Source organism: Bradyrhizobium sp. MI1.10 (assembly GCF_055811035.1).
Genome location: NZ_JBVVPN010000001.1, coordinates 435083 through 457662, shown reverse-complemented (window position 1 = coordinate 457662; position 22580 = coordinate 435083). Strand labels below are relative to the sequence as shown.

The window sequence follows — 22580 nt, the reverse complement described above, 5'->3', positions numbered from 1 at the left end:
GCGCCATCCGAGGCCGCACAAAAAAATACCCCATATCGAGCCTCACTCCCGCTCGGCCAATTAAGCAAAGCCCTCGCAAGCGGGAGCGGTAAGAACCCCCGCAGCCATCCCGTTGTTATCCGGCCTTATTTTTCCTGCTCTGGACGGAGCCGGCGACCGATGGTTAATCGCGTCTTAACCTCGCCCTATCTATGGTGAACTGAACCGCTTCCCGTCGGCGCCTTGCTGCGACCGGCTGTTCCAAGAGTGCTGGCGTCCAGAATGGCTATGACCGCTTCATCCCGTGCGCCGCAGGACAGTGGAAGCTCCGATAGCGAACGCTCTCCCTTCGTCCGGCTGAACGAGCTGCTGGCACCCCATCAGCCCGGCAAGCCGTTGATTTCGCTTGCCGTCGGCGAGCCGCAGCATCCCGTGCCCGACTTCGTCGGCCCGGTACTGGCCAAGCACATCGCCGATTTCGGCCGTTACCCCGCGAACAAGGGCACCGACCCGTTCCGCAAGGCTGCCGGCGCCTGGCTGTCGTCGCGGTTCAAGCTGCCGCGCACCCTCGATCCCGAGAGCGAGATTCTCGTCCTCAATGGCAGCCGCGAAGGCCTGTTCCTCGCCGCGATCGCGGCCGCGCGCTATGTCGGCCCGCGTCCCGGCAAGCCGGCGATCCTGATGCCGAACCCGTTCTATCCGGTCTACGGCGCCGGCGCCCGCGCCGCCGCTTGCGAGCCGGTCTACCTGCCGACCACGGCTGAGAACGGCTTCCTGCCCGATCTCGACGCCATCGACGAGGCGACGCTGGCGCGCACGGTGGCGTTCTATCTGGCTTCGCCCGCCAACCCGCAGGGCTCGGTCGCCTCGCGCGATTATTTCACGCGCCTGAAGCAGCTCGCCGACCGCTACGGCTTCGTGATCCTCAGCGACGAGTGCTATTCGGAGATCTACACCCGCGAAGCGCCCGGCAGCGCGCTCGAATGCGCCGGCCCTGATTTCACCCGCGTGGTTGCGTTCCAGTCGCTGTCGAAGCGCTCCAACCTGCCGGGCCTGCGCGTCGGCTTCGCCGCCGGCGACAAAAAACTCATCGGCATGTTCCTCGAGCTGCGCAATATCGCGGCGCCGCAGGTGCCGGTACCGCTCCAGCATGTCGCGACCGTCGCTTACGGCGACGAGGCGCATGTCGAGGAGAACCGCAGGCTCTACCGGATCAAGTTCGATCTCGCCGACCAGATCATCGGCAATCGCTACGGCTATCGCCGGCCCGATGCCGGCTTCTGCGTCTGGCTCAACACGTCCGAAATCGGCGACGACGTGTCTGTGTGCCTGAAACTCTTCAAGGAAGCAGGCGTGCGCGTGGTGCCCGGCAGCTATCTGGCGCGGCTCCAGCCCGACGGCTTCAATCCCGGCGCAGGCTACATTCGCCTTGCGCTGGTGCAGGATGGCGAGACTACGGCGCAGGCGCTGCACCGCCTGGTCGAGACTCTGGGTTAGGCGGGGCCCGTGAGCATGTCGACAATCGAACGTGTCATTCCCTTGGTCGGCCATCTGCCGCCCTCGATCCGCGAGGGGTTGGCGCGGCGCGTGCGCGAGCTCAGCGGTCTCGGCCTGATCGCATTGTCGGGCGTCGCCTCGGCGGCGCTGATGACCTGGTCGGTGCAGGATCCCAGCCTCAGCCACGCAACGTCGCGGCCGATCCGCAACATTCTCGGCTATGCCGGCGCAATCGGCGCCGACCTTGCGATGCAGATCCTCGGGCTCGGCGCGATCATGCTGGTCCTGACGATCGCGGTCTGGGGGTGGCGCATGCTGACCCATCGCCCGTTCGACCGCGAGGCGCTGCGGCTCGGCTCCTGGATTCTCTGCACGGTGATCGCGGCGGGCTTCGTCAGCTGCTGGCCACATGGCGGCGCCTGGCCGCTGCCGACAGGCCTCGGCGGCGTGGTCGGCGATGCCTTGGTTCGCGCGCCCGCGGTGATCTTCGGACCGCCGGGCATGATCTATCGCATCGTGCTCGGCACGATCCTGTTCGCGGCGATGGCGGCGACCTTCCTGATCGCCTGCGGCCTCGGCGCACGCGAGCATGACGACGAACTCGCGGACATCGAGGACGACGACAAGCCGCTCGAACAGGACGAGGACAGCGATCGCGGTTCGGTGTCGCTGGGCTGGCTGTTCCATGCCTTGATGAGCACGAAGGCGCGACTGACCTGGTTGCTTGGTGCGGCCTACCGCTCGCTGGTCTCGAGCGGACCGAAGACCAAGGCCGTTGCATTCAGCCGCCAGGAGCCGAAGCTCGGTGGCGGCCGCACCGCGCCGTCGATCTCGCCCCAATCCGAAGACGAGCACGACGAGGACGAACACGAGGACGACGAGGAGGAGGAAGAGGAGGAGGAGCCGGCCGCGCGCGCCCCGCGTAAGAAGGCTGCGCCCAAGGCCGCTTCCAAGAAATCCTCCGACAAGTTCGAGCTTCCGTCCGTGTCGGTGCTGGCCGCGCCGAAGGCCGGCGATCGTCAGCCGCTCAGCAAGGCCGAGCTGGAAGCCAATTCGCGCGCGCTCGAAGGCGTGCTGCAGGATTTCGGCGTTCGCGGCGAGATCGTGAAGGCCCATCCGGGTCCCGTGGTCACGCTGTACGAGCTGGAGCCGGCGCCGGGCATCAAATCGTCGCGCGTGATCGGATTGTCCGACGACATCGCGCGTTCGATGAGCGCGCTGTCGGCGCGCGTCGCCGTCGTGCCCGGCCGCAACGCCATCGGCATCGAGCTGCCGAACGCCCATCGCGAAAAGGTCTATCTGCGCGAGCTGCTGGTCGCCAAGGAGACCGTCGATTCGGTTGCGAAGCTGCCGCTCTGCCTCGGCAAGACCATCGGCGGCGATCCCGTCATCATCGACCTCGCACGCACGCCGCACATGCTGATCGCCGGTACCACCGGCTCCGGCAAATCGGTCGCCATCAACACCATGATCCTCAGCCTGGTCTACCGGCTGCGCCCGGACCAGTGCCGCTTGATCATGGTCGATCCGAAGATGCTCGAACTCTCCGTCTATGACGGCATTCCCCATCTGCTCACGCCCGTCGTGACCGACCCGAAGAAGGCGGTGGTCGCGCTGAAATGGGCCGTGCGCGAGATGGAAGAGCGCTACAAGAACATGGCCAAGCTCGGTGTGCGCAACATCGACGGTTACAACACGCGCTTGCTCGAATTGAAGGCCAAGGGCGAAGAGCCAACGCGCACGGTGCACACCGGCTTCGACAAGGAAACCGGCAAGGCGATCTACGAGGAAGAGAAGCTCTCGCTCGACCCGCTGCCCTACATCGTCATCATCGTCGACGAAATGGCCGACCTGATGATGGTTGCCGGCAAGGACATCGAAGGCGCGGTGCAGCGTCTGGCGCAGATGGCGCGCGCCGCCGGCCTGCACGTGATCCTCGCAACGCAGCGTCCATCGGTCGATGTCATCACCGGCACCATCAAGGCGAACTTCCCGACCCGCATCGCCTTCCAGGTCACGTCCAAGATCGACAGCCGCACGATTCTCGGCGAGATGGGCGCCGAGCAGCTGCTCGGCCAGGGCGACATGCTCTACATGGCCGGCGGCGGTCGCATCAGCCGCGTGCACGGACCGTTCGCGTCGGACGACGAAGTCGAGAAGGTGGTGCGCCACCTCAAGACGCAGGGACAGCCGGAATATCTCGAAGCCGTCACGGCCGAAGAACCCAGCGAGGACGAGGACGGCGCGGTGTTCGACGCCTCCGCCATGGGCGCGGATGGCGGCGGCGATTTGTTCTCGCAGGCCGTTGCGATCGTCAAACGCGACCGCAAGGCCTCGACCAGCTACATCCAGCGCCGCCTGCAGATCGGCTATAACCGCGCCGCATCGCTGATGGAGCGCATGGAACTGGAGGGCATCGTCGGACCCGCCAACCACGCCGGCAAGCGCGAGATTCTGGTCGAGGAAGAAGACAGCCATATGTGAGGCGAGCCGCCTCGGACCACCATTTCACGCAAAAACGTTATCTGCTTTTGGCCGAAATCACGCTAAAAGGGCGCCCAGCCACACAGGACGACGCGTTGATCAGACATCCGGACATTCGATTCGCTGCCATCGTCGCCGCGCGAAGCGCGCGCATGGCAGGCGTGATTCTCGTCACCGCCGCGATGGTGAGTGCGGCGTCGTTCGCGCAGACCGTTCCCGTGCCGAAGCCCGCACCGAAGGGCCGCGATGGCAGTCCGGCCGGTGGAGGACCCGCTGTCACCGGCGCGACCCAGACGCCGCCGAATCCAGTGATTCCGGATCCGCGCCGCAACGTGCCGAGCAGCATCTTCCAGACCTTCGATGCGAACCAGAAGGCCCAGGCCGCCAAGGTCAGCGCCTATTTGTCGTCATTGTCGACGCTGGTCGGGAATTTCGTCCAGGTCGGTCCCGACGGCAGCAAGACGCAAGGCGACTTCTACATCCAGAAGCCGGGCAAGGTGCGCTTCGAATATGACGCGCCGAGCCCGATCGACATCGTCGCCGACGGATCGTCGCTGGTGGTGCGCGACCGCAAGCTCGCGACGCAGGACGTTTATCCGCTGTCGCAGACGCCGCTGCGTTTCCTGCTGTCCGACCGCATCGACCTGATGAAGGACACCAACGTCGTCAACGTCTCGGCCGACGACGTCTTCGTCAGCGTCACCATCGAGGAGAAGCAGGCGCTGGTCGGCACCAGCCGCCTCTTGCTGATGTTCGGCGCCAAGGACGGTCAGTTGAAGCAGTGGACCGTCACCGACCCGCAAGGCTACGACACCACGATCGCCGTTTATAATCTGGACACGAGCAAGAAGCTCGATCCCGGCATGTTCAAGATCGATTTTACCAATTACGGCCCGTCGCCGGGCTAGGTGCCGTAGGGTGGGTTAGCCGAAGGCGTAACCCACCATCTCGGTCCGCAAATTTGGAAGCATGGTGGGTTACGCTGCGCTAACCCACCCTACGATTCCGCTGCTGTGGACAAGCATTTTCCTCGCGCAAATCCATGCTAAGACGCATCCCTCATGCGTTTTTCCCTGACAACCTGGAACATCAATTCGGTGCGGCTACGCATCGATCTGGTCGCAAAATTTCTCAAGAGCTCGCGGCCGGACGTGCTGTGTCTCCAGGAGACCAAGTGCATCGACGACGCCTTTCCACTGAAGCGCTTCAAGCGGCTCGGCTACGAGCATGTCGCGCTGAACGGGCAGAAGGGTTATCACGGCGTCGCCATCGTCTCGAAGATTCCGTTCGAGTCGAAGGACATCCGCACCTTCTGCGACAAGGTTGATTCACGCCATATCTCAGTATCGTTCGGTGAGAAGGCCGGGATCGCGAAGCCCCTGGTGGTGCATAATTTCTACGTGCCGGCCGGCGGCGACATTCCCGATCCCGCGCTGAACGAGAAATTCGATCACAAGCTCCGCTTCCTCGACGAGATGAAAGCGTGCGAGCCGTTGCATCCGCGCGGCGAGGATCGCCACATCCTGGTCGGCGATCTCAACGTCGCTCCGCATGAGAACGACGTCTGGTCGCACAAGCAGCTTCTGAAGGTGGTGTCGCACACGCCCATCGAAACCGAGAAGCTGCAAGCCGCGCTCGCCGCCGGCGAATGGGTCGACGTCGCGCGCGAGCGCATTCCGATGTCGGAAAAGGTCTACACCTGGTGGAGCTACCGCTCCGCCGATTGGACCGTTGGCGATCGCGGCCGCAGGCTCGACCACATCTGGGTCTCGCGCGCGCTGAAAGATGCGGTCAGCGATTTCAAGATTTTGCGCGAGGCGCGCAGCTGGGAGCGTCCGTCGGATCATGTGCCGGTGACGGTGACGCTCGAGGTGTGATCTTGTAGCCCGGATGGAGCGCAGCGAAATCCGGGGCAGTTTTTCCGGAGGCACGAATCCCGGATTGCGCTTCGCTCCATCCGGGCTACGGCGCTGCTAGCTGGTCAGCTTCGCACCCGCCATCAATATATCGCTGGCGATCTGGCTGGAGCGCATCGCGAATTCATCGCGCAGGCGCACGGCGGCGGCGGGGTCGCTTTCGAGCACACGCTGAAACAGGCTGCGCGCGACGCGGATGACGGAGGCGTGCTCGATCGCGATCGCGCTCGACGGCCGCTTCATCGGCACGATCAGCGCGAGCTCGCCGATCAGCGCACCGGGACTTGCGATCATCTCCGCGCCGGCGCCGTCGTCGACCCGGAAGGCGCCGCGCTGGACCACGAAGCCGGCATCGGCATCGTCGCCGAGATTGAACAAGACGTCGCCGCGGACGAAGTCACGCTGCTCGGAGCCGATCGCCAGCATGCGCAACGAAGCGTCTCCCAACAGGCGCAGTGTCGGGACACGCTCGAGAAGCGCTACATCGTCGTCGATTGACATTCAGGTCCGGGGCTCAAGGGCATGCAATCTAAAACGATTCGCACGCCCCAGAAGCGTATCACGGCACCAGCTTGTAGCCACCGGCTTCCGTGACCAGGATCTCCGGGTTCGCGGCGTCCTTCTCGATCTTCTGGCGAAGGCGGTAGATGTGGGTTTCCAGCGTGTGGGTGGTGACGCCGGAATTGTAGCCCCAGACCTCCTGGAGCAGGGTCTCGCGGGAGACCGGCATCTGACCGGCCCGGTAGAGGAAGCGGAGGATCGCGGTTTCCTTCTCCGTCAGCCGGACCTTGCGCGCGTTGGCGGCGGTCAGCATCTTGGAGCCGGGCCGGAAAGAGTAGGGGCCGACCGAGAACACCGCGTCCTCGCTGGCTTCGTGCTGCCGGAGCTGGGCGCGGATGCGCGCCAGCAGCACGGCGAAGCGGAAGGGTTTTGCGACATAGTCGTTGGCGCCGGATTCCAGCCCCAAAATCGTGTCGGAATCGGTGTCATGCCCGGTGAGCATGATGATCGGAGCCTTGAACCCGCCCTTGCGTAATGAACGCACCACTTCGCGGCCATCGGTGTCAGGCAGGCCAACATCCATCAGGACGAGATCAGGGGCATTGGCCTTCGCGGCGCTCGCGCCCTTGGCGCCGGTATCGACCGCGGAGGCTTCAAATTCTTCGTGCAGCGACAATTGCTCCACCAACGTATCGCGCAGATCGGTATCGTCATCCACGATCAGGATCTTGCGGGCATTGGCCATAGGGGGTCATCCTTTTGGGGTCCGGCGCGGCGCGCATCCATGCTGCACCCAACCGAGAGGGAAGTTTAGGGGTCGCCGTTATTATTATTGTTCGTGTTGAAGTAGTGGGCTGTTACCGATTCACAAGCCAGAACCACTCTAACCCAGAATAGCAGGCCGTTTTGATGAATGTCCTGTAATGAATTCGACATCGCACGTTCACATGAAAAATAAAGCTGCTTCAGCTAGTTACACCATGAACCGAAGCGCCGGGCCGCTGTCGGCGATCCGCGTTAAGCCTGCCGCCGGGAATCCGCGCCGGGGCTGGCTGACCGCCGGAGCGCTGACGATTCCGGTGGCGCTCGGACGCGGCGGCATTCTGGCGAACAAGCGCGAGGGCGATGGCGGCACCCCGAGGGGCAGCTTCCGTCCCAGACGATTGTGGTGGCGGGGCGACCGGCACAGCCGCCCGCAGACCTTCCTGCCGGCCCGGATCATCACCGGCGAGGACGCCTGGTGCGAGGATCCCAAGGACCGTCACTACAATCAGGGGATCCGCCTCGGCGAGGGGCAGGGCGGCGACCGGCTCAAGCGGGCCGACCATCTCTATGACTTCATCATCGAAATCGACCACAATACGAGGCCTCGGATCGCCGGCCGGGGCAGCGCGGTGTTTTTGCATCTGGCCCGCGACAATTTCGGCCCGACCGCAGGCTGCGTCTCGATGACCGAAGCGGCGATGCGACAATTGCTGCGGCGGCTGGGACCAAAAACAAAAATCATCATCGGGTGAGGACACATGCTCGACAGGGATCAGATCGCCGCCGCTTCGCAGGTCCTGATCAAACATTGGCGCGACGGCACCAAGCTTGACGCGCTGGAGCCACCGTTGCGGCCTCAGAACCGCACCGAGGGTTACGCCATACAGGCCGCACTCAGCGGGACTTTGTTCGGCTGGAAGATCGCGGCGACAAGCGAGTCCGGACAGAAGCACATCAACGTCGCGGGACCGCTGGCCGGCCGGATCATGAGCGACACCGTGATCGCCGATGGCGGCACAGTCTCGATGAAGGGCAACGCGATGCGCGTCGGCGAACCTGAGTTCGCTTTCCGCATGGCGCGCGATCTGCCGCCGCGCGCGGCGCCGTATACTGTCGACGAGGTGCTCGCCGCCGTGGACAGCTTGCATCCCGCGATCGAGATTCCCGATTCGCGCTTTGCCGATTTCGCCAGCGCCGGCGAGGCGCAGCTGATCGCCGACAATGCCTGTGCGCATCTGTTCGTGCTGGGCGCGGCGACGAATGCGAACTGGCGTGCCATGGATCTCGTCGAGCAGCGGCCGCAGATCACGCTGCGTGGCCAGCGCTATCTCGGCCACGGCAAGAACGTGCTCGGCGATCCCCGCATTGCCCTGGTCTGGCTGGCCAACGAGCTGCGTGGCCTCGGCATCACCTTGCGGGCAGGAGAGGTGGTGACCACGGGCACGTGCCATCCGCCGCTGCCGATCCAGGCCGGCGATCAGTTTGTCGCGGACTTTGGCGCGCTGGGAAAGGTGGCGGTGGGGTTTGAATAGGCTCTTCCCCACTGTCGTCCCGGCGAAAGCCAGGACCCATACCGCGTGATCTACGCAAAGGGCAGAGCGGTCGTTGCCGCGGTGTTCGTCAAACAGACTATCGCGGTAATGGGTCCTGGCTTTCGCCAGGACGACCAAAAACAAATTCGCTTATGATCACCGGTGCCCGAAGATCGCACTGCCCACGCGCACATGCGTGGCGCCGAGCATGATCGCGGTCGCATAATCCGCGCTCATGCCCATCGAGAGCTTCTTCAATCCATTGCGCGCGGCGATCTTGGCGGTCAGCGCGAAATGCGCCGCCGGCGGCTCGTCCACCGGCGGGATGCACATCAACCCCGAGATTGTCAGCCCGTAGGTGTCGCGGCAGCTCGCGATGAAAGCATCGGCCTCGCCGGGGGCGATGCCGGCCTTCTGCGGCTCCTCACCGATATTGATCTGGACGAACAATTCCGGGTGCTTGTCCTGGGATTCGATTTCCTTGGCTAACGCCTGGCAAATGCTCGGGCGGTCGACCGAATGGATGGCATCGAACAGCGCGACCGCCTCTTTCGCCTTGTTGGATTGCAGCGGGCCGATCAGATGCAGCGCGATATCGGGGTAAACAGAAGTTAACGCGGGCCATTTGCTTTTGGCCTCCTGCACGCGATTTTCACCGAATACGCGCTGTCCGGCGTCGATGACCGGGGTAATTGCATCCGCGGCGAAAGTTTTCGACACCGCAATCAGCGTCACGGAGGCACGTTCGCGCCGCGCATCCCTGCAGGCGCGCGCGATTTCGGTTTCGACCACGGCGAGCGCGTTTGGTGAATGGCCGGTTAGCGGCGCGGCGTTGGCTTCAGTCATGATGTCGCATCGGAGCTGTTGTTGCGGAGCTAGTTCTAATTTTACCGAGTTCAAGAAAGAGTTTTTGAACCCTTTGCTTTACCTTAGCCGCGGGGTGGGCAGCGAAGATGGCAAACGTCAGTTTCAACCGCAAACGAGCGAAACTCAAGCAGGTTCTCGGAATCCGGGCGCGGCTTGCGTTGCTCGCGGTAATTCTGGTGACGCCCTTGATGTTCGAGCGCATCCGTTCGCTCGAAGACACGCGCACGCGGCAGATCGCGCAGGCCACGGCCGAATTCACCACCGTTGCAAGACACAGCGCCGACGCGCAGCGCGAGGTGATATCGTCGGTCGAGACCATCCTGAAATCGGAAGCTTTCATCCGCGCCTCCGTCGGCGGCATCAGCAAGAGCTGTGACGTGCTGCGCGCGAGCCTGCCGTCGAATCTTCCCTGGATCCGCACGCTTCTGATCGCCGGCCAGGACGGGCGCATCCAGTGCGCCACCAACAACATGTATGTCGGCCTCGACCTCGGTGACCGGCCGTACTTCCAGCAGGCGCAGGAAACCGGCCGCTTCGTGCTGAGCGACTTCATCCTGTCGCGCCCGGTGCCGACACCGACCGTCATGGCGGTCTACCCGGTGTCCGCCTTCAGCGGCGTAGCGGATGCCGTCGTGCTCGCCACCGTCAACCTCGACTGGATGTCGAAGGTCATGAGCAATCTGGGTGGCCGCGCCGGCATCACGGCCGTGCTGGTCGACAGCGCGGGCACCGTGCTGGCGGCACCGGCCGACCAGCATAGTGCGATCGGACGTCCGCTCGACAACATGCCGCTGATGTCCGCGATCGCCGACAAGGCGCTGAGGTCTGACCAGGACGAAGGTTCACTCTCCTTCCTCGCCGCGGACGGCTCCCGCCGCGCGGTCAGCTATATCCGCATCGCCGGAACCAATGCCCGCCTGATCGCCAGCATCGACGAGGACAAGGTGTCCGCGGCCGTGAGCCGCGACATCCGCACCGCCTATCTCCAGCTCGCTTTCGTCGTCGTGTTCGTGCTGCTCGGCGCGCTGATCGCAGCCGAGAAACTGGTGATCAAGCCGATCAGGATGCTCGCCGACATGGCCAAGCGTCTGGGCGAGGGCGATCTGTCGGCGCGCGCCGCGCGCAATCGCCTGCCATCCGAGTTCGTGCCGCTGGCCCGTGCGTTCAACGCGATGGCCGCGCAGCTCAGCCAGCGCGAACGCGAGCTGATGGCGAGCAACGACCGGCTCACGGTGATGGCCTCGATCGACATGTTGTCGGGGCTCGCCAACCGCCGCGGCTTCCAGAGCCGCCTCGACTTCGAATGGATGCGCGCGCAGCAATATGGCAGCGACCTCGCGCTGTTGATGATCGACGTCGATCATTTCAAGCTGTTCAACGACACCTACGGCCATCTCGAAGGCGATTCCTGCCTGACCAGGCTCGGCGAGTCGCTGTCCGGCATCGCCGCCGACACGATGGGCTTCGCGGCCCGCTACGGCGGTGAGGAATTCTGCCTGTTGCTGCCGAACACCGACATCGCGCGCGCCGTCGAAATCGGCGAACAGGCGCGCGCGGCCGTGCTGAAGCTGTGCCTGCCGCACATCACCTCCGACCACATGATCGTCACCGTCTCGATCGGCGTTGCCGCGACGAAGCCCAACGAGAGCTTGCGGCCGGGCGATTTGATCGAAGCCGCCGACGCCGCGCTCTACGCCGCCAAGCACCGCGGTCGCAACAACGTCGTCGAACACGGCATCATGGTGATCGACAACGGCGCGGCGGAAATGATGATGGCGGGTTGAGGGCTAACCCGCAGCCCCGGTGGCATCGAGCTCGCGCTCGGTGACCACGCGATTGCGGCCGTTGTTCTTGGCGAGATAGAGCGCGCGATCGCAGCGCTCGATGAGATCTGTGATCGGTCGAGATCGTCGAAGCTGGTGGCCATCGCAAGTCTTCGGGTCCTGGCCACCAACCTGGCATCGACCTCTTAATCACACCCCAATGGCGGCCGCACTATTTGCCCGGGACGGTCGCGAAGGTTCCCAAATTGCGGCAACCCATTGACCCCTTGAGGACTTCTATGGCCTAGTCCGCCGTCTTTAGCTGGCCCAGATCCACGAAAACCCAACGATTCCATGACCTCCGAACGCTACAACGCCCGCGACGCCGAACCGCGCTGGCAAGCCGCCTGGGACCAACAGGCGATCTTCGTCTCCAGAAACGACGATCCGCGGCCGAAATACTATGTGCTGGAGATGTTCCCCTACCCGTCGGGACGCATCCATATCGGCCATGTCCGCAATTACACGCTCGGCGACGTGCTGGCCCGCTTCATGCGCGCCAAGGGTTTCAACGTGCTGCATCCGATGGGCTGGGACGCTTTCGGCCTGCCGGCTGAGAACGCCGCGATCGAGCGCAAGGTGGCGCCGAAAGCCTGGACCTACGACAACATCGCCGCGATGAAGAAGCAGCTCCGCTCGATCGGGCTGTCGCTGGACTGGAGCCGCGAGATCGCGACCTGCGATCCCAGCTACTACAAGCACCAGCAGAAGTTGTTTCTGGACTTCCTGCGCGAAGGCCTCGCCGAGCGCGAAAAGCGCAAGGTGAACTGGGACCCCGTCGACATGACCGTGCTCGCCAACGAGCAGGTGATCGACGGCAAAGGCTGGCGTTCGGGCGCCGTTGTCGAACAACGGGAAATGAACCAGTGGGTCTTCAAGATCACGAAGTACTCGCAGGAGCTGCTGTCGGCACTGGATACGCTGGACCGCTGGCCCGACAAGGTGCGGCTGATGCAGCGCAACTGGATCGGCCGGTCCGAGGGGCTGCTGATCCGCTTCGCGCTCGACGCGGCGACGACGCCGGCCGGCGAGAGCGAGCTGAAGATTTTCACGACGCGCCCCGACACGCTGTTCGGCGCGAAATTCATGGCGATCTCGGCCGATCATCCGCTGGCGCAGGCGGCCGCGGCGAAAAATCAGGAGCTCGCCGAGTTCATCGGCGAGATCAAGCGGATGGGCACGGCGCAGGAGATCATCGACACCGCCGAGAAACAGGGATTCGATACCGGCATCCGCGCGGTCCATCCGTTCGATCCGAGCTGGAAGCTGCCGGTCTATGTCGCGAACTTCGTGCTGATGGAATACGGCACCGGCGCCATCTTCGGCTGCCCTGCCCACGATCAGCGCGACCTCGACTTCGTCAACAAGTATGCTCTCGGCAATACGCCGGTGGTGTGCCCCGAGGGCCAGGATCCGAAATCGTTCGTCATCACCGATACCGCCTATGACGGTGACGGCCGCATGATCAATTCGCGCTTCCTCGACGGCATGACCATCGATCAGGCCAAGGACGAGGTGGCGAAGCGTCTCGAGAGCGAGCTGCGCGGCAACGCTCCGGTCGGCGAGCGTCAGGTCAATTTCCGCCTGCGCGACTGGGGCATTTCGCGCCAGCGCTATTGGGGCTGCCCGATTCCTGTCATCCACTGTCCGAAGTGCGACGTGGTGCCGGTGCCGGATGCCGACCTCCCCGTGGTGCTGCCGGAGGATGTGAGCTTCGACAAGCCAGGCAACGCGCTCGATCATCACCCGACCTGGAAGCACGTGACCTGTCCGCAATGCGGCGGCAAGGCGCAGCGCGAAACCGACACCATGGACACCTTCGTAGATTCGTCCTGGTACTTTGCGCGCTTCACCGATCCCTGGAACGAGAACGCGCCGACGACGCCAGAGGTCGCCAACCGGATGCTGCCGGTCGACCAGTATATCGGCGGCGTCGAGCACGCGATCCTGCATCTGCTCTACAGCCGCTTCTTCACGCGCGCGATGAAAGCGACCGGGCACATCGCACTGGACGAGCCGTTCGCCGGCATGTTCACGCAGGGCATGGTGGTGCACGAGACCTACCAGAAGGCCGACGGCACCTACGTCCAGCCGGTCGAGGTGAAGGTCGAGACCGGCGCCAACGGCCGCCGCGCCACGCTGCTGACGTCAGGCGAAGACATCCAGATCGGTCCGATCGAAAAGATGTCGAAGTCTAAGAAGAACACGGTCGATCCCGACGACATCATCGAGACCTATGGCGCCGACGTCGCCCGCTGGTTCATGCTGTCGGACTCCCCGCCCGAGCGCGACGTGATCTGGAGCGATGAGCGCGTCCAGGGCGCCTCGCGCTTCGTGCAGCGGCTGTGGCGGCTGGTGAACGACTCGATCGAACCCGGCAAGGCCGCGCCGGCCGCCCGGCCCGCCGGCTTCGGCCCGGACGCCACCGCCTTGCGCAAGGCCGCCCATGGTGCGCTGGACAAGGTCACCACCGGGATCGAGCGGCTGCACTTCAACGTCTGCCTCGCCCATATTCGCGAATTCACCAATGCGTTCGCGGAGGTCTTGCAGCGTCCCGGCCAGCCGGCTCCAGATTTGGCTTGGGCGATCCGGGAGGCGAGCCAGATCCTGGTCCAGCTGTTCTCCCCGATGATGCCGCATCTGGCCGAGGAATGTTGGCAGGCTCTCGGCCACAGCGGGCTGGTTTCCGAGGCCAATTGGCCCCAAATCGAACGTGATTTGCTGGTTGAAGACAGTGTGACCCTGGTGGTTCAGGTCAACGGCAAGAAGCGGGGCGAGGTCACAGTTGCAACAGCGGCCGAGAATCCGGAAATCGAGGCTGCCGTTTTGGCCCTCGATGCGGTAAAACTGGCCCTGGATGGCAAGCCCGTCCGCAAGGTGATTATCGTCCCCAAGAGGATCGTGAATGTTGTCGGCTAGGATCCGCATCGCAGCCCGCTTGCTGGCGGTCGCCGCACTGGCGGCCATGACGGCCGGCTGCTTCCACCCGATGTATGCCGAGCACACCGACGGTACGCCCGGCCTGCGCGAGAAGCTGATGGGGGTCGATCTGCCCCCGATCTCCAAAGCCAATGCCTCGCGCGAGGCCCGCGTCGGCGTCGAGGTCCGCAACGCGCTGGCCTTCAGGCTCTATGGCACCGCCACCGGCATGCCGCCGACCCACCGCCTGGAGATCCGCTTCTCAAGCAGCAAGTCGTCGCTGATCGTCGATCCCAATACCGGCCTGCCGAGCAGCGAAAACTACGGCCTCGACGCCCAGTACAATCTGATCGAGGTCGTCAGCGGCAAGTCGGTGATGACCGGCACCACGTTCTCCCGCGTATCCTACGACATGCCCGGCTCCTATCAGCGTTTCAGCCGCAACCGCGCAATACGTGATGCCGAGGATCGTGCTGCCAACGAGATCGCCGAGAACATCACGACTCGCCTCGCCTCGTTCTTCACCGCGGGCACTTAATTCATCCCGTCACCCCGGTTCGCCCGGAATGACGAATCCCAGGCAACATGGTCGCGCTGCGCGGAAAAGAGATTGACGCCTTTCTCGCCCGCCCCGATGCGGGCCGTTCGATCATCCTGCTCTATGGTCCAGACGCCGGCCTGGTCCGCGAACGCGCGGATGCGCTGATCGCCTCGGCTGTCGACGATCCCAACGATCCGTTCTCGCTGGTCAAGGTCGATGGCGACGAGCTCTCCGCCGAGCCGTCGCGCCTCGTCGACGAGGCCATGACGGTGCCGCTGTTCGGCGGCCGCCGCGCCATCCGCGTGCGCGCCGGCTCGCGCAGCTTTGCCAGCGCTATCGACACGCTGGCTGAGATGGGCGTGAAGGATTGCCGCATCGTGATCGAGGCCGGCGAGCTGCGCCCGGAATCGCCGCTGCGCAAGGCCTGCGAACGCGCCAAGACGGCCGTCGCGATCGCCTGCTATCCCGATACCGAGCGCGACCTCGCCAAGCTGATGGAGGACGAGCTCCGCATCGCCAATTTGCGCATCGCGCAGGATGCCCGCGCGGCGCTGATGTCGTTCCTCGGCGGCGACCGCCAGGCCTCCCGCAACGAGCTGCGCAAGCTCACGCTCTATGCCCATGGCAAGGGCGAGATCACGCTGGATGACGTGATGGCTGTCGTCGCCGATGCGTCGGAGCTGAAACTCGATCCGATCGTCGATGGCGCCTTCGCCGGCCGGCCCGAGATCGTCGAGAACGAGTTTGCCAAAGCCATGATAGCGGGCACATACCCCGGCGTGATCATCTCTGCGGCGCAGCGTCAGGCGGCGTGGCTGCACAAATCGGCGCTCGCGATCGCCGACGGCACGCCCGCTTCCGCCGTGCTCGACGGCGGCTATCCGCGCCTGCATTTTTCGCGGAAGCCCGCGGTCGAAACCGCACTGCGCAATTTCAGCGTAGCGCGGCTCGCCGCCATCATCGAGCAGCTCGCAACCGCCGCGCTCGACACGCGCAAGCAATCCACCCTCGCCGCCGCCATCGCCCAGCGCACGCTGATGGCGATCGCCGCGAACGCGAAGCGGCGGAGCTGAGCACGCCTAATGTCGTCCTGGCCTAGTGCGCAATTGCCCACGGGAGCCAGGACCATTACCCCAGGGAGAGGTTTGGGGAAGATTCGTAGTCCGGTGTTGCGACCAGATCCAATCGAGACATCACGCGGTATGGGTCCTGGCTTTCGCCAGGACGACACCAAGCGGCCTACACCGCGCCCTTCGCCAGCCGCCGTATCACCTCGTCGAGCTGATCGAGGTTGCGGTAATTGATCTGCACGGAGCCGCCGGGGTCGCGGTGGCTCACCGTGACCTTCAGCCCGAGCGCATCGCTGACGCGCTTTTCCAGATCGATCGTATCAGGATCCTTTTCCTTCCCCCCGGTGCTGCGGGCCTTCTGCGGCTTGCGCTCCGGCACGCCCTCTTCATGCGCCAGCGCCTCGGTCTGGCGGACGTTGAGGCCCTCTTCGACGATACGCTTGGCAGCCGCGAGCGGATCAGGCACGCCGATCAGCGCGCGGGCATGACCAGCGGTCAGATCGCCGCTCGTGATCAAGGCTTGCACCTCGGCGGGAAGCTTCGTCAGCCGCATCATGTTGGCGATGTGGCTGCGGCTCTTGCCGACGACTTTGGCGATGTCGTCCTGGCTGCGTTTGAACTCGTTGGCGAGCGCGTGATACCCGAGCGCCTCTTCCATCGGGTTGAGGTCTTCGCGCTGCACATTCTCGACGATCGCGAACTCCAGCGCATCGCTGTCGCTGATGTCGACGGGGACGATCGGCACTTCGTGCAGGCCGGCCATTTGCGAGGCGCGCCAGCGCCGTTCGCCGGCGATGATCTCGAAGCGGTCCTGTGCACCCTTCACCGGGCGCACCACGATCGGCTGGATCACGCCATGCTGCCTGATGGAATCGCTGAGCTCCCTGAGCTCGCTTTCCGAAAAGGTGCGGCGCGGGTTGCGCGGATTGGGCTTGATGAATTCGATCGGCACCTTGCGCTGCGCGCGCGGACGATCGACGTGCTGAGCCTCGCCGCCGACGTCACCGATCAGACTCGCAAGACCCCGGCCCAATCGCGAACGCGCTTCGTCGGCCATCGCCAGCTCCCTTGGATTCACGCTGCAGCACTCCAGAACTGAATATCGAATTGTAGAATCGTAGGGTGGGTTAGCGAAGCGTAACCCACCATCACTTCGTTCGAGGCACCAGACGTGGTGGGTTACGCCTTCGGCTAACCCACCCTACGGGCCGGCGGTGGATCAATGCGTCGTCCGCAGTTCGCGCTCGCGCTGGATCACTTCGGTGGCGAGCCGCAGATAAGCTTCGCTGCCGACGCATTTGAGATCGTAGACCAGCACCGGTTTGCCGTAGGACGGCGCCTCCGAGATGCGCACGTTGCGCGGGATCATGGTCTTGTAGACCTTCTCGCCCATGAACTGCCGGACGTCGGCAACGACCTGGTTCGAGAGATTGTTGCGCGAGTCGAACATGGTCAGCACGATGCCGTGGATCGACAGGTTCGGATTGAGCGTCGAACGCACCTGCTCCACCGTCTGCAGCAATTGCGACAGACCTTCGAGCGCGAAGAACTCGCACTGCAGCGGCACCAGGATCGCGTCGGAAGCCGCCATCGCGTTCACGGTGATCAGATTGAGCGAGGGCGGACAGTCGATCAGCACGTAGGTGTAATCGGCGTCGGGCGAGACGTTGTTGTTGAGCGCGCTGATCGCGTCGCGCAGCTTGTACGCACGACCGGGCGTGGTGCCGAGCTCGAGCTCGAGGCCGGAGAGATCCATGGTCGAGGGCGCGATATGCAGCCGCGGCACCGCAGTCGACACCACCGCTTCCCGCAGGCTCGCCTCGCCCACCAGCACGTCATAGGTCGAGCAGGAGCGGTTGCGGCGATCAATGCCGAGGCCGGTCGAGGCGTTGCCCTGCGGATCGAGATCGACGATCAGGACGCGTTCGCCGATCGCAGCGAGCGCCGTGCCGAGATTGATCGCCGTGGTTGTTTTTCCCACGCCGCCCTTCTGATTCGCCAGCGCCAGGATGCGCGGATGGCCCTGCGGGACGGCGGCGGTCTGTTCTTGCTGCGGTTCGTCAATCACGCTCATCGCAAATTCCCCACTCGGCCCCTGACGCCTCACCCGCGCCGTTCGACGGAAGCCAGCTCGACGATCCAACCGTCGCCTGTCCGGCTTTGGTGGAGCTGCGGCTGAATATTCCAATATTTAGTAGCTTCGGTCAATTCAGACTCTACATCTTGACCCTTGAGAAACAACGCTTTTGCGCCCTGGCGCATCAGCGGCTCCGCAAAGCCGATGAGTTGGTGTAGCGGAGCCAGCGCACGCGCGGTGACGCAATCGACCGGGCCGGTGATTCTATCCACATTATCCCCGATCTCAGCGAGATGTACGACTCCCGGGGATGTAGTTATGCGGACGGCTTCGCGCAGGAAGGCCGCCTTCTTGGCGATTCGCTCGACCAGATGGACGCTGGCCCCGGCCGTCCCCGCCATGGCGCAAGCCAGCACTATGCCGGGGAAGCCGCCGCCGCTGCCCAAGTCAGCCCAGCGTTTGGCCGATGGCGCAAGAGCGACGAGCTGAAGCGAGTCGGCGATGTGCCGGGTCCAGAGATGCGGCAATGTCGAGGGCGCGACCAGGTTGGTCTTGGCCTGCCACTCCCGGAGCAGTGCGATGTAGCGATCGAGCCGGGCCTCCGTTTCATGTGAAACGGGAGCAAGCTTGAGCGCCGCAATCTTGTCGGCTGCGATGACGGCGTCCAGCGATCGATCGTTGGCGCTGGCCTTGTCGATCTTCGGTCTGGTCGGCGCCGGTTCGAAGCGACCACCGGCGCCCTCTCCCGCCGAGGGTTTTGCTGATGACGATCTGCCGCCGCCCGGCCCGCGCTGTTTCACGTGAAACCTATGCGATCGCTTTGGACGTCTTCCGCGCTTCGCGGCGGAGATAGGCCGCAAGGATGCCGAGCGCGGCCGGCGTCATCCCGTCGATTCGGCCGGCTTGGCCAACCGTGAACGGACGTGCCTTCTCCAGCTTGGCCCGGACCTCATTGGAGAGACCGGGGACCTGCTGGTAGTCGACGTCCGACAGCACCATCCCCTCATCCCGCCTGAAGGCTTCGACGTCGGCGCTCTGGCGCTCCAGATAGACGTCGTACTTCGCGTCGATCTCAAGATGGGTGGCAATGACGGGATCAATGGCAGCGAGCTCCGGCCAGATCGCACGGACCTGGCTCCAGCCGATGTCGGGATAGGCCATCAGCTCGAAGGCCGACCGCCGCTGGCCGTCCCGGTTCAGGGACAGTCCATGCTTGATCGCTTCGTTCGGGGTGATCGTCAGCGACTTCGACAGCGCTCGAGCCGCATTCAGGGCGTCCATCTTGGCGCGATGATGCACGGTCCGGGCGCTCCCGACGCATCCCAGGGCGATGCCCTTCTCGGTCAAGCGCTGATCGGCATTGTCTGCGCGCAGGGTCAGCCGGTACTCGGCCCTGGAGGTGAACATCCGATAGGGTTCGCTGATGCCGCGGGTGACGAGGTCGTCGATCATGACGCCGAGATAGCCATCGGCGCGGTCGAACACCGTCAGCGCGGCGCCGCTCGCGGCCAATGCCGCGTTCAGCCCGGCCACGATGCCCTGGCCAGCGGCTTCCTCGTACCCCGTGGTGCCGTTGATCTGCCCGGCCAGGAACAGGCCGCGCAGACGCTTGGTCTGGAGGGTCGGATCGAGCTCCCGGGGATCGACGTGGTCGTATTCGATGGCATAGCCCGGCCGGACCATCTTGACCCGCTCCAGGCCGGGAATGGTTGCGAGGATGGCGAGCTGGACCTCCTCCGGCAGCGAAGTGGAGATGCCGTTGGGATAGACCGTGCTGTCGTCGAGCCCCTCCGGCTCCAGGAAGATCTGGTGACCATCGCGATCGCCGAAGCGAACGATCTTGTCCTCGATCGAGGGGCAATAGCGCGGTCCGGAGCTCTTGATCTGGCCGGAGTACATCGGAGAACGATGGACATTGGCCCTGATCACGTCGTGGGTCGCAGGCGTGGTGCGGGTGATCCCGCACTGGATCTGCGGCGTCGTGATCCGCTCGGTCATCACGGAAAACGGCTCCGGAGGCTCGTCCCCCGGCTGCATCTCGACCGCCGGCCAGTCGATCGTGGTGCCATCCAGACGCGGCGGTGTCCCTGTCTTGAGCCGTCCAAGGGTGAACCCGGCGCGCTCGAAGGACGTCGAAAGGCCCATTGCCGGCGCCTCGCCAACCCTGCCGGCCGGCCAGTTCTTCTCTCCGAGATGGATCAGACCGCGGAGGAAGGTGCCGGTGGTGACGACGACAGCCCCTGCCCGAAGTTCGCGGCCATCTGCCAGGCGCAGGCCGATCACCCGTCCCTCGACCACGATCAGCTCGTCCGCCTCGCCTTCGATGACGGAAAGACCCTCGGTCTCCCGGATCGCCGCCTGCATCGCGGCGGCATAGAGCTTCCGGTCGGCCTGGGCGCGCGGACCACGCACCGCCGGGCCCTTACGTCGATTGAGGACGCGAAATTGGATGCCGCCGGCGTCTCCGACCCGGCCCATCAGACCATCGAGCGCGTCGACCTCGCGAACCAGATGGCCCTTGCCGAGACCGCCAATCGCGGGATTGCAGGACATTGCGCCGACCGTGGAGAAACGGTGCGTCACCAGGGCGGTCGCCGCGCCCATCCGGGCAGAGGCAGAAGCGGCCTCACAGCCGGCGTGGCCGCCGCCAATCACGATGACGTCGAAGCTCTCTCGCTCTGTTCGCATGGGCGGACTTCTAACTCAGAGGCGGGCAAGCCGGAAGTGGAAACTGGTCAAGGCAGTTGTTTCACGTGAAACGGGGAAAGCGGAGCCCAAGTGTTTTCCGCGAAAACAACCCCATGCACAGTAGAATGGCCCTTGGAAAGATTACCATTTTTAGTCAGGGGAAATGGAGATTACGAAGGGAAAAGCGTGGTCCGTAGGTCGCAACGCCTGAGGACGGACGGTGATCGGAAAGGCCACGGCAGAGCCTACAACCGGCATTGCGGGGTGCCCCTTCCGCACTCCCGCTCCTTAAGGCGCCATCGCTCGCAGCGCAGTCAGTCCCGAGGGCGACCGAGTGAACCTCAAGGGCCAATGTTTCACGTGAAACAGCTTGAACAGCGGCTGCCGCGTTTCACGTGAAACGGAAGAGGTGGAACAAAGGCTAGTTCTACAATGAAGAACTAGCGCTACTTCCCAACACAGAATTTCTGGAAAATGGCACCCAAGACGTCTTCGACATCCACCCGACCCAACAGCCGGCCCAAGGCATAGGCCGCAGCGCGCAGCTCTTCGGCGGCGAGCTCCTCACCCTGTTCTACGAGATCCAGACTCCGGCGCAAGCTGTCCGCTGCCCGGCGGAGCAGATCCCGTTGGCGGGCCCGGGTCACCAAGGCCCCCTCGGTCGTTCCGAAGAAGTCGGCGGCGAATTTCACGAGGGCATCGACCAGCTCGGGGATGCCGTCCCCCCGGCTCGCTGCGATTCCGAACTCACCGCGCGGGCCGACGTCCTCGACCCCGCCAAGATCGATCTTGTTGCGTACGATCCAGACCGAGCCGCCGGAGCGACTGCCTGCGTTGCCGGACTTCCCCAGCAGCGGCATCGCGGCCGGATCAACAGCGCGCCCAGCCTCCACCAGCCACAACACGAGGTCGGCGTCTTCGGCTCGCGCCCGCGCCCGGCGCACACCCTCCTGCTCGACCGGATCGTCGGTCTCGCGAATCCCGGCCGTGTCGATCACCGTGACAGGATAGCCGTCGAGATCGAGCTGCACCTCGATCACATCGCGCGTCGTACCGGCATGCGGCGAGACGATCGCGACGTCGCGGCGCGCGAGCTGGTTGATCAGCGTCGACTTGCCGACATTCGGCTCGCCCGCGATCGCAACCACCAGGCCGTCTCGCAAACGTTCAGCTTGTCCCTGTGCCGCAAGGACTTCTGTGATTTCGTCGTGCAGCGCACTGATCGCCTTGACCGCAGGCGCCATCAACTCGGCGGGCACATCGCCCTCGTCGGAGAAATCGATGCCGGCCTCGATCAAGGCCGAGGCCTCGATGATGCGCTCGCGCCAGTCGCGCGCGCGATTGCCGAGCAGACCCTGCAACTGCCGTAACGCCTGGCGGCGCTGGCGGTCGGTGTCGGCGTGAATGAGATCGTCGAGGCCCTCCGCCTCGGTCAGGTCGAGCTTGCCATTCTCGAAGGCGCGCCGGGTGAATTCGCCGGGCTCGGCGGCGCGCATATTCGGAATTACGGAAATAGCGGCGAAGAGCGCGGCCAGCACCGCGCGGCCTCCATGGACGTGGAATTCGGCGACGTCCTCCCCCGTCGCGCTGGCGGGGCCTGGAAACCACAACACTACCGAATCGTCGATCGGCTGGCCCACGCCGTCATGCAGGAGCCGGCGGCTGGCCTGTCTCGGCGCCGGCAGCTTGCCCGCCAGCGCCGTCAGCACCAGGCTGGCGCTTGGCCCGGAGACGCGCACCACCGCGAGCGCACTCGGCGGACGGCCGGACGACAGCGCAAAGATGGTGTGGTCTCGCGGATGCATGGCCTATTTGTCCGGCTGAGAGAGAAAAGGCAAACATCCGTTTCGGCTGACGAACGGCGGGTTTTGCTGCGCCAAATCCTGCAGCAAAACCTATGTTGCAATGCAATATCCAGTGG

At 64.4% G+C, this 22580-nt stretch carries 18 protein-coding genes and 1 pseudogene; 10 read left to right on the top strand and 9 right to left on the bottom strand.

Translation table 11 applies throughout. From position 1 onward, the window contains the following. Nucleotides 1-261: 261 nt before the first annotated feature. The 4 genes from AC0L3K_RS02080 (at nucleotide 262) to xth (ending at nucleotide 5837) form a co-directional block, all read left to right on the top strand. Nucleotides 262-1476, top strand: coding sequence for an aminotransferase class I/II-fold pyridoxal phosphate-dependent enzyme (locus AC0L3K_RS02080; RefSeq protein ID WP_354127092.1), 1215 nt, complete (start codon nucleotides 262-264; stop codon nucleotides 1474-1476). A 9-nt stretch (nucleotides 1477-1485) separates the two neighbouring features. Then, nucleotides 1486-3960, top strand: coding sequence for a DNA translocase FtsK (locus AC0L3K_RS02075; protein ID WP_035993868.1), 2475 nt, complete (start codon nucleotides 1486-1488; stop codon nucleotides 3958-3960). Nucleotides 3961-4112: 152 nt separating this feature from the next. Continuing rightward, on the top strand, nucleotides 4113-4868 hold the full coding sequence (locus tag AC0L3K_RS02070) for an outer membrane lipoprotein carrier protein LolA (protein ID WP_035995361.1): 756 nt from the start codon (nucleotides 4113-4115) through the stop codon (nucleotides 4866-4868). 153 nt (nucleotides 4869-5021) lie between these two features. Continuing rightward, complete coding sequence (gene xth, locus AC0L3K_RS02065; protein ID WP_473365430.1) at nucleotides 5022-5837, top strand: exodeoxyribonuclease III; 816 nt, start codon at nucleotides 5022-5024, stop codon at nucleotides 5835-5837. A 96-nt stretch (nucleotides 5838-5933) separates the two neighbouring features. On the opposite strand, the gene AC0L3K_RS02060 is transcribed toward xth, so the two are convergent. Both AC0L3K_RS02060 and AC0L3K_RS02055 read right to left on the bottom strand, forming a co-directional pair. Next, on the bottom strand, nucleotides 5934-6377 hold the full coding sequence (locus tag AC0L3K_RS02060; protein WP_473365429.1) for a cyclic nucleotide-binding domain-containing protein: 444 nt from the start codon (nucleotides 6375-6377) through the stop codon (nucleotides 5934-5936). Between the two features lie 58 nt (nucleotides 6378-6435). After that, nucleotides 6436-7122: a response regulator transcription factor gene (locus AC0L3K_RS02055; protein WP_007598630.1), complete on the bottom strand. Its 687-nt coding sequence runs from the start codon at nucleotides 7120-7122 to the stop codon at nucleotides 6436-6438. 235 nt (nucleotides 7123-7357) lie between these two features. On the opposite strand from AC0L3K_RS02055, the gene AC0L3K_RS02050 reads away from it, so the two are divergent. Continuing rightward, nucleotides 7358-7894 carry a L,D-transpeptidase family protein gene (locus AC0L3K_RS02050; protein WP_354200337.1) on the top strand — a complete coding sequence of 179 codons (537 nt, stop codon included), beginning with the start codon at nucleotides 7358-7360 and terminating at the stop codon, nucleotides 7892-7894. Between the two features lie 6 nt (nucleotides 7895-7900). Next, a complete protein-coding gene (locus AC0L3K_RS02045) occupies nucleotides 7901-8674 on the top strand; it encodes a 2-keto-4-pentenoate hydratase (protein WP_354200336.1) in 774 nt (257 codons plus the stop codon). Between the two features lie 156 nt (nucleotides 8675-8830). On the opposite strand, the gene AC0L3K_RS02040 is transcribed toward AC0L3K_RS02045, so the two are convergent. Next, nucleotides 8831-9520 (bottom strand): YggS family pyridoxal phosphate-dependent enzyme, encoded by a 690-nt coding sequence (locus AC0L3K_RS02040; protein ID WP_473365428.1) that lies wholly within the window; start codon nucleotides 9518-9520, stop codon nucleotides 8831-8833. Between the two features lie 107 nt (nucleotides 9521-9627). Between AC0L3K_RS02040 and AC0L3K_RS02035 the strand changes: the two genes are divergently transcribed. Then, complete coding sequence (locus AC0L3K_RS02035; RefSeq protein WP_007598626.1) at nucleotides 9628-11325, top strand: diguanylate cyclase domain-containing protein; 1698 nt, start codon at nucleotides 9628-9630, stop codon at nucleotides 11323-11325. A gap of 3 nt (nucleotides 11326-11328) precedes the next feature. On the opposite strand, the pseudogene AC0L3K_RS02030 reads toward AC0L3K_RS02035, so the two are convergent. Further along, nucleotides 11329-11436 (bottom strand): annotated as a pseudogene (locus AC0L3K_RS02030) (GGDEF domain-containing protein); the annotation flags it as partial. Nucleotides 11437-11658: 222 nt separating this feature from the next. Between AC0L3K_RS02030 and leuS the strand changes: the two are divergent. The 3 genes from leuS to holA are packed head-to-tail and all read left to right on the top strand — an operon-like array spanning nucleotide 11659 to nucleotide 15897. Continuing rightward, nucleotides 11659-14283: a leucine--tRNA ligase gene (gene leuS, locus AC0L3K_RS02025; protein WP_473365427.1), complete on the top strand. Its 2625-nt coding sequence runs from the start codon at nucleotides 11659-11661 to the stop codon at nucleotides 14281-14283. Then, entirely contained in the window at nucleotides 14270-14821 is a 552-nt protein-coding gene (gene lptE, locus AC0L3K_RS02020; protein ID WP_354168451.1) for an LPS assembly lipoprotein LptE, read from the top strand. The genes leuS and lptE overlap by 14 nt, the downstream gene beginning before the upstream one ends. Nucleotides 14822-14868: 47 nt before the next feature. Next, a complete protein-coding gene (gene holA, locus AC0L3K_RS02015; protein ID WP_473365426.1) occupies nucleotides 14869-15897 on the top strand; it encodes a DNA polymerase III subunit delta in 1029 nt (342 codons plus the stop codon). A 166-nt stretch (nucleotides 15898-16063) separates the two neighbouring features. Here the strand turns inward: holA and AC0L3K_RS02010 are convergent, their stop codons facing one another. The 5 genes from AC0L3K_RS02010 to mnmE all read right to left on the bottom strand — a co-directional run bounded on the left by AC0L3K_RS02010 (nucleotide 16064) and on the right by mnmE (nucleotide 22464). Further along, nucleotides 16064-16951, bottom strand: coding sequence for a ParB/RepB/Spo0J family partition protein (locus AC0L3K_RS02010; RefSeq protein WP_473365425.1), 888 nt, complete (start codon nucleotides 16949-16951; stop codon nucleotides 16064-16066). Nucleotides 16952-17113: 162 nt separating this feature from the next. Beyond that, nucleotides 17114-17968, bottom strand: coding sequence for a ParA family protein (locus AC0L3K_RS02005; RefSeq protein ID WP_007598621.1), 855 nt, complete (start codon nucleotides 17966-17968; stop codon nucleotides 17114-17116). Between the two features lie 29 nt (nucleotides 17969-17997). Beyond that, entirely contained in the window at nucleotides 17998-18771 is a 774-nt protein-coding gene (rsmG, locus tag AC0L3K_RS02000) for a 16S rRNA (guanine(527)-N(7))-methyltransferase RsmG (protein ID WP_219681893.1), read from the bottom strand. Nucleotides 18772-18778: 7 nt separating this feature from the next. Next, nucleotides 18779-20659, bottom strand: coding sequence for a tRNA uridine-5-carboxymethylaminomethyl(34) synthesis enzyme MnmG (gene mnmG / locus AC0L3K_RS01995; RefSeq protein ID WP_473365424.1), 1881 nt, complete (start codon nucleotides 20657-20659; stop codon nucleotides 18779-18781). 446 nt (nucleotides 20660-21105) lie between these two features. Continuing rightward, nucleotides 21106-22464, bottom strand: a complete 1359-nt coding sequence (gene mnmE, locus AC0L3K_RS01990; RefSeq protein WP_473365423.1) for a tRNA uridine-5-carboxymethylaminomethyl(34) synthesis GTPase MnmE — start codon at nucleotides 22462-22464, stop codon at nucleotides 21106-21108. Nucleotides 22465-22580: the final 116 nt, after the last annotated feature.

Coding starts and splice junctions, on each gene's coding strand:
- AC0L3K_RS02080 (WP_354127092.1), top strand. CDS start 262: ATGGCTATGACCGCTTCATCCCGTGCGCCGCAGGACAGTGGAAGCTCC.
- AC0L3K_RS02070 (WP_035995361.1), top strand. CDS start 4,113: ATGGCAGGCGTGATTCTCGTCACCGCCGCGATGGTGAGTGCGGCGTCG.
- xth (WP_473365430.1), top strand. CDS start 5,022: ATGCGTTTTTCCCTGACAACCTGGAACATCAATTCGGTGCGGCTACGC.
- AC0L3K_RS02060 (WP_473365429.1), bottom strand. CDS start 6,377: ATGTCAATCGACGACGATGTAGCGCTTCTCGAGCGTGTCCCGACACTG.
- AC0L3K_RS02055 (WP_007598630.1), bottom strand. CDS start 7,122: ATGGCCAATGCCCGCAAGATCCTGATCGTGGATGACGATACCGATCTG.
- AC0L3K_RS02050 (WP_354200337.1), top strand. CDS start 7,358: ATGAACCGAAGCGCCGGGCCGCTGTCGGCGATCCGCGTTAAGCCTGCC.
- AC0L3K_RS02045 (WP_354200336.1), top strand. CDS start 7,901: ATGCTCGACAGGGATCAGATCGCCGCCGCTTCGCAGGTCCTGATCAAA.
- AC0L3K_RS02040 (WP_473365428.1), bottom strand. CDS start 9,520: ATGACTGAAGCCAACGCCGCGCCGCTAACCGGCCATTCACCAAACGCG.
- AC0L3K_RS02035 (WP_007598626.1), top strand. CDS start 9,628: ATGGCAAACGTCAGTTTCAACCGCAAACGAGCGAAACTCAAGCAGGTT.
- leuS (WP_473365427.1), top strand. CDS start 11,659: ATGACCTCCGAACGCTACAACGCCCGCGACGCCGAACCGCGCTGGCAA.
- lptE (WP_354168451.1), top strand. CDS start 14,270: ATGTTGTCGGCTAGGATCCGCATCGCAGCCCGCTTGCTGGCGGTCGCC.
- holA (WP_473365426.1), top strand. CDS start 14,869: ATGGTCGCGCTGCGCGGAAAAGAGATTGACGCCTTTCTCGCCCGCCCC.
- AC0L3K_RS02010 (WP_473365425.1), bottom strand. CDS start 16,951: ATGGCCGACGAAGCGCGTTCGCGATTGGGCCGGGGTCTTGCGAGTCTG.
- AC0L3K_RS02005 (WP_007598621.1), bottom strand. CDS start 17,968: ATGAGCGTGATTGACGAACCGCAGCAAGAACAGACCGCCGCCGTCCCG.
- mnmG (WP_473365424.1), bottom strand. CDS start 20,659: ATGCGAACAGAGCGAGAGAGCTTCGACGTCATCGTGATTGGCGGCGGC.
- mnmE (WP_473365423.1), bottom strand. CDS start 22,464: ATGCATCCGCGAGACCACACCATCTTTGCGCTGTCGTCCGGCCGTCCG.